Source organism: Bartonella sp. DB5-6 (assembly GCF_000278115.1).
In the GTDB taxonomy this organism is placed as follows: Bacteria; Pseudomonadota; Alphaproteobacteria; order Rhizobiales; family Rhizobiaceae; genus Bartonella; species Bartonella refiksaydamii.
The window spans coordinates 287,535-293,574 of the sequence record NZ_JH725115.1; the positions used below are offsets into that span (position 1 = coordinate 287,535).

Below are 6,040 nucleotides of genomic sequence, written 5' to 3' on the forward strand. Positions count from 1 at the left end.
AAAAGAGCTATGAAAATGTTGCTGATGCATTTACAGGCGTAAGCAGTTCTTTCACGAGTCTTGATAAAAAGATTGAAAATGTAGTCGTTAATGCGGCAGGTGATAGTCTTGTTAAGCAAGATACAGCAGGGCTTATTACCATTGGTGGAAAAGTCGGTGGAGCTAAGGTAAGCATTGCAAATGTTGATAATACGTTGCGGACTCTTTCAGGTGTTAATGCTGGTTCGATTTCAGCAAACTCAACTGATGCGATAAATGGTTCTCAGCTTTATTCCATAAGCAATGTAGTTACTAGCTATTTTAGTGATAATGCTGGTTATGATGAAGAAGGAAACTGGAGAGCTCCTACTTTTACAGTTAAAGTCTTTGATCAAAATGGCAGTGAAACTGAAAGTAACTATAAAAATGTTGCTGATGCACTTTCTGGTGTAAGTAGTTCTTTTACAAATCTTAATAAAAAGATTGAGCATGTAACAGGTGATAGTTTTATTAAGCAAAATAGCGCTGGGCTTATTACCATTGGTGGAAGCAAAGGCGGCAATAGAATAGATATTGCAAACAATATTAATGCTCCACGAATTCTCTCTGGTGTTAAGGGTGGTGCATTTACGAAAACATCGACTGAAGCAGTAAATGGTAGCCAGCTTTATTTTATGTCTCAGGCATTTGCGAGTTATTTTGGCGGTGGTGCTGGATATGATGCAGAAGGAAAATGGTCAGGTCCTACTTTTACAGTTAAAGCCTTTGATCAGGATGGTAATGAGACTGAGAAACACTATACGAATGTTGCGGATGCCTTTGCTGGCGTTAATAATGCTTTCACAACTTTGAATCGTGAGATTATCACTATAAAGGACGAGATTGATATTGATCACAAAGAGAAAGAACGTAGCAGTGATGATCTGATTACAGACGGCTTTCCTTTTATGATGAGAAGCTTACCTATGAAAAAATTATCTAGTGCGATAGGCAAGAAGAAGAGAAGTGTTATGACATTTTCTTCTGAAGAACTATCAGCTAAAGTAAATTTTGCGAATGATAAAGGTGAAACTCAGACACTTCTTGGTATCACTAATGGTAGGATTGCAAAAGACTCAACCGAAGCAGTAAATGGTGCCCAGCTCTATTCGATAAGCAACCAGATTGCTACTTATTTCGGTGGTGATGCTGGCTATAAAAATGGAGAATGGACAGCTCCTATTTTTACAGTTAACGCCTTTGATAAGAATGGTAATGTAATTGAGCAAAAATACACGAATGTTGCGGATGCTCTCTCTGGTGTTAATAGTGCTTTCACAAGTTTGAATCGTCAGCTTGTTGATATAAAGAATGACCCTATTTTTGGTATGATTATCTCTCGAAGTGCTGTCAAGAGAGATCAACTTGGGAAAGTAGATCAGATGGCTAGCCGTGAGCTATCGAATGACGATCTGGAAGAATTGCAGAAAGGTATAGATGGTAATAAGAATTCTATAAAGGATCTTAATGGCAGAATAGGGAAGAATGAGACTGATATAAGTGAGTTTAGGAAGAAAATAGAACAGAATAAGGAGGCTATAGACGTGAATAAGGATGCTATAGCCGTGAATAAGGATGCTATAGCCGTGAATAAGGATGCTATAGACGCGCATGAGAAAAAATTGGCACAAACTGTCCAGTATGATTATAACGAAAATGATGAAAAGACTAATACGATTACGTTACATGGTGCTAGTGAAAGTGACCCAGTAGTAATTGCAAATGTTGGTGATGGCGTTATTTCAGAAACTTCGAAACAAGCTATCAATGGAGGTCAGTTACATCAGTATACCGCTCAGAAGATGCAGGAAGTTCTTTCTGATGCGAAACAATATACGGATAATCGCTTTAACGAGGCAAAATCCTATACCAATATGAAGTTTGAAGCATTAAGTTATAATATTGAGAATGTACGCAAAGAAGCAAGGCAAGCAGCAGCGATTGGTTTGGCAGTGTCTAACTTGCGTTACTTCGACGAACCAGGATCTTTGAGTGTTTCATTTGGTGGTGGTTTTTGGCGTGGACAATCTGCCTTTGCTATTGGTGCAGGTTATACGTCTGAAGATGGCAAGATTCGTTCTAATCTATCAGCAACCAGTGCCGGAGGTCAGTGGGGCGTAGGTGGTGGAATAACGCTGAAATTAAAATAACACCAGATACTACGAAGAACTATAATTTAACTAAAGTTTCGCCCTTGTCTTATCAGACAAGGGCGAAATTTTATATTATTTATAGAAAAGTATAGCACTAATTTTAGTAAGACTAATTTTAGTAAAAGATGAATCAATTTAATAAAAATTTTACAAATTCAGTTTAATACTCTCATATAAATTAAGAGAGTGCGTAATTACACAATATTTTAAAAGTGCACGTTCTATAATTTCATTGATAGAAAATATCCATTGGGGGGGTATGTTGAAAAAACCAAAAATCCCATTTTATTATTTGTTATTTGCTCTGTAAGCAGCAGCCACAATGATGGGTAAGACTCATTTTGATCAAAACAGGTTTCAAACAAACTATGAAACAAAACCGCTATACGCGTCTATAATATCTGCAATAAATCTATAAATCTTAGAACTATAAGGATATTTCACGATTGCATAAATAGGAAAGACTCATTCTGTAAAAATAGTTAAATCCATTTTCTTCTTGCTATTTTTCTAAATAGTCTATAGAAGGGTACAAAGAGCTCTCAATAAGACTCATTATGGTAAAAACAAAAAAGATTCCTCGCAAAGGGAGGTGCGAAGAGATATGAAAAAATCACATAACGACCATCATTTTCTTAAGCTCTTAAAAAGAAACAACTCTAAAGCTAGAGAGTAACCACTTAATCCTTATGATAAAAACACAATAATTTCACAAAGAATACTCTCGACCACGCACTAAGCAATTCACTCTCTTTCACAAGAAACACTTTGATTTCCTCTTAAGCATACAAATAAAATGAGCTATTTTTCAAAAAACACAAACCACGCGCTTACCAGTAGCGTGCAAATATGCCTTTTTTATGTCGGCTTCATATTTCTTTTCACTCTCAAATTCAGGAACTTTGTTGCCCAAAAAACACTCTGCTTAAAAACGGAAAAAACCAAAACCTTATTAACCAAGCTATTAATCAACATAAATTGCAACCCTACCGCAGCTTTTATGACTCCCATCTACCTCTGCGAAAAACCTAAACCCTATAAAGAGCGAACAAAAATCACACCATAAATCACCTCTAGCGCTGAAATGTGTCTTTTTAATGTTCTGAATATGCTTTTTTACTTGGAGAATTTGTTATGAAAAAATTATATACCACACCAAAAGCGCCAGTGGTGGGTGATTTTAAAAATTCTTACTCGCTTTATCGATCACTTTTTATAAAAGTACTTTCATTGGCTTCAGTGATTGTTTTTTTATCAAATGTTTCTCCTGTTTTTGCTAATACTCAGATTATTAATAACACATCAAACGATTTTAGTGGTGGTACAAATGTGCTTAAAGGTATTCCACCATACTATGTAGTTGGCAGTAAATTGTATCGAGATATTGATATTGACTCTACATTTATGGGGGATAAACATCTCTTCACAAACTTAGGATCCAATATTCAGTTTGAGACTAAAATTGCTCTTGATACTGCATTTGCGGGTACGGAAGGTTTTAAGGAAAATTTTAAGAATGTAGCGGATGCATCTTTTAGCGTTAAGAGTGCTTTCCCAAGCTTGAATAGTCAGCTCGTTGAGATAAAGGCCCTCCCTACTATTGGGGAGAAACAAAAAAATCCATCACAAGGTGATGATTGGCATGAAAGTACAAACAACTTTCCTTTTGTGAAAAGCTTAACTCGTGGACTAGATCGTGGACTAGATAATGCCGACCCCCTTCCTCCATCTACGTTAATTATTGGCAGGAGAACAGACGAGATTCATGCAAGTATTTTTAATAGTAAATTTGAACCACGGATACTTTTGGGTATTGCTGATGGTAAGATTCTAGAAGACTCAACGGATGCAGTCAATGGTTCCCAGCTTTATAAATTAACAAGAGGTTTTAACATTAATCTTTCTGTTCCGGACTCAAGCCCGGGTAATGCCAAACCTTTTGAGAACCCTGTAGCTGCTGAGCTGGGTTCAATTGCTATTGGTTCTAGAGCATCCGTTTCCTCGGGGGGTGTGGGAAATAAAGCTTTCGATTCAATTGCTATTGGTACAATGGCAAACGTAAAGGGCAGAGCAAATGATAATGAAATCTCCTCTATAAGCAATGGTGGCGCGATTGCCATAGGTAAGAATAGCTCCGCTGATGCTAATTCTGCAATTTCTATTGGTTTCCTTTCAGAAGCCAATCAGTTGAACTCGATAGCTCTTGGTTCCGTGTCAAAATCATTGGGTGAACATGCGGTAGCTATTGGTTACAATGCAATAGCCAAGGGTGAAAAGGCGCTGTCTCTGGGTTATATTTCAGGCTCATCAATTGAAACTGGTATTGCCTTAGGTGCATATTCTAAGTTATATAAGGATAACAGTAATATTGGAGGTTATGATCCTCGTACTAAAAAGAGTGCTGATAAGTCAATAAAGAAAAAAGAACCCGGCGTATGGTCGGGTACGTGGGGTTCGCTCAGTCTTGGTGATAGTGAGGAACATCAGACCAGAAGGATTGAAAATGTTGCAGCTGGTTTTGCAGATAGTGATGCCGTGAATGTTGCGCAGCTAAAAGCTTTACAAAATTCTATAGACCCAAATTGGGAGCTTTCTGTTGATGGTAAAAATAATACGAATGTTAATTCAACTAACCCAATGGATTTGGCAGCCGGAAGTACAAATCTTACTATTACAAAAGGTGATAAAGACAATAAGGTAAAATTTGATCTAGCACGGGATATCTCAACGAACAGCATATCAGCTAATAATATAAAAGTAGGAAACAACACCTTAGACGCGACAGGTTTAGTAATTTCCAATGGTCCCAAAATAACCACTTCTGGCCTAAATGCTGGTGGTAAAAAGATTACAGGAGTGGCAACAGGTACTGAAGCGAATGATGCAGTTAATTTTGCACAGCTAAAAGCCCTACAGGAAGCAGCAGTTATAAAAGGTTTTAAAATTAACACTACTAGCAAAGATTTTGTAGATCCTATAGTTGAAGAGGTTGATTCGATAGCTATTGGTTCAAATGCAAAATCATTAGATAATGGTAGTATTGCCTTAGGTGCGTACTCTATCGCAGATATTGGTGTTGGTATTTCAGGCTATGACCCTCTTACTAGAAAGAATGCAGAGAGACAGGACAATGCATGGATCTCTAATCTTGGTGCACTCAGTATTGGTGATGTTAAGATAGGTCGAACCAGACAGATTGTAGGTGTTGCAGCTGGCACTGCAGATACTGATGCCGTGAATGTTGCGCAGCTAAAAGCTCTACAAGAAGCTGTATACCCAAATTGGGAGCTTTCTGTTGATGGTAAAAATAAGACGAATGTTAATTCAACCAGCCCAATGGATTTGGCAGCCGGAAGTACAAATCTTACTCTTACAAAAGGTGATAAAGACAATAAGGTAAAATTTGATCTAGCTAGGTCCGTTATAGTCGATAAAATACAAGTAGGAAACAACACCTTAGACGCGACAGGTTTAGTAATTTCCAATGGTCCGAAAATAACCACTTCTGGTATAGATGCTGGTGGTAAAAGGATCCAAACAATTGCAAATGGAGAAATTTCTGCAACATCAGCGGATGCTGTAGGTGGTAATCAGCTTCATAATCTTGGAAGCAGTGTTGCTAAGTATTTCGGTGGTAATACTAGCTATCAGAATGGCACATGGACTGCTTCTACATTCATAGTTAAGAAATTTTCATCTGATGGGACTGTTTCTGACTCAACTTATAATGACGTTACATCTGCCTTTGCCGGTATTGGTGATTCATTTGCGAATGTTAAAGATAAATTCCAGAATATTAAGGATGAAGTTACCAAAGAGATTGAAAAAGACATTGCCACTGCTCAAGGTGACTCTTTGTTGTGGGACAA

1 protein-coding gene and 1 pseudogene are annotated in these 6,040 nt (G+C 37.5%); both read left to right on the forward strand.

Translation table 11 applies throughout. The annotated features are described in order from the left end of the window. Window positions 1–2,168 (forward strand): YadA-like family protein (locus tag MCO_RS02555; protein ID WP_007552419.1); only part of this gene is annotated, 2,168 nt, incomplete at its 5' end. A 1,137-nt stretch (window positions 2,169–3,305) separates the two neighbouring features. Then, window positions 3,306–6,040: pseudogene (locus tag MCO_RS09775) on the forward strand (hypothetical protein); the annotation flags it as partial.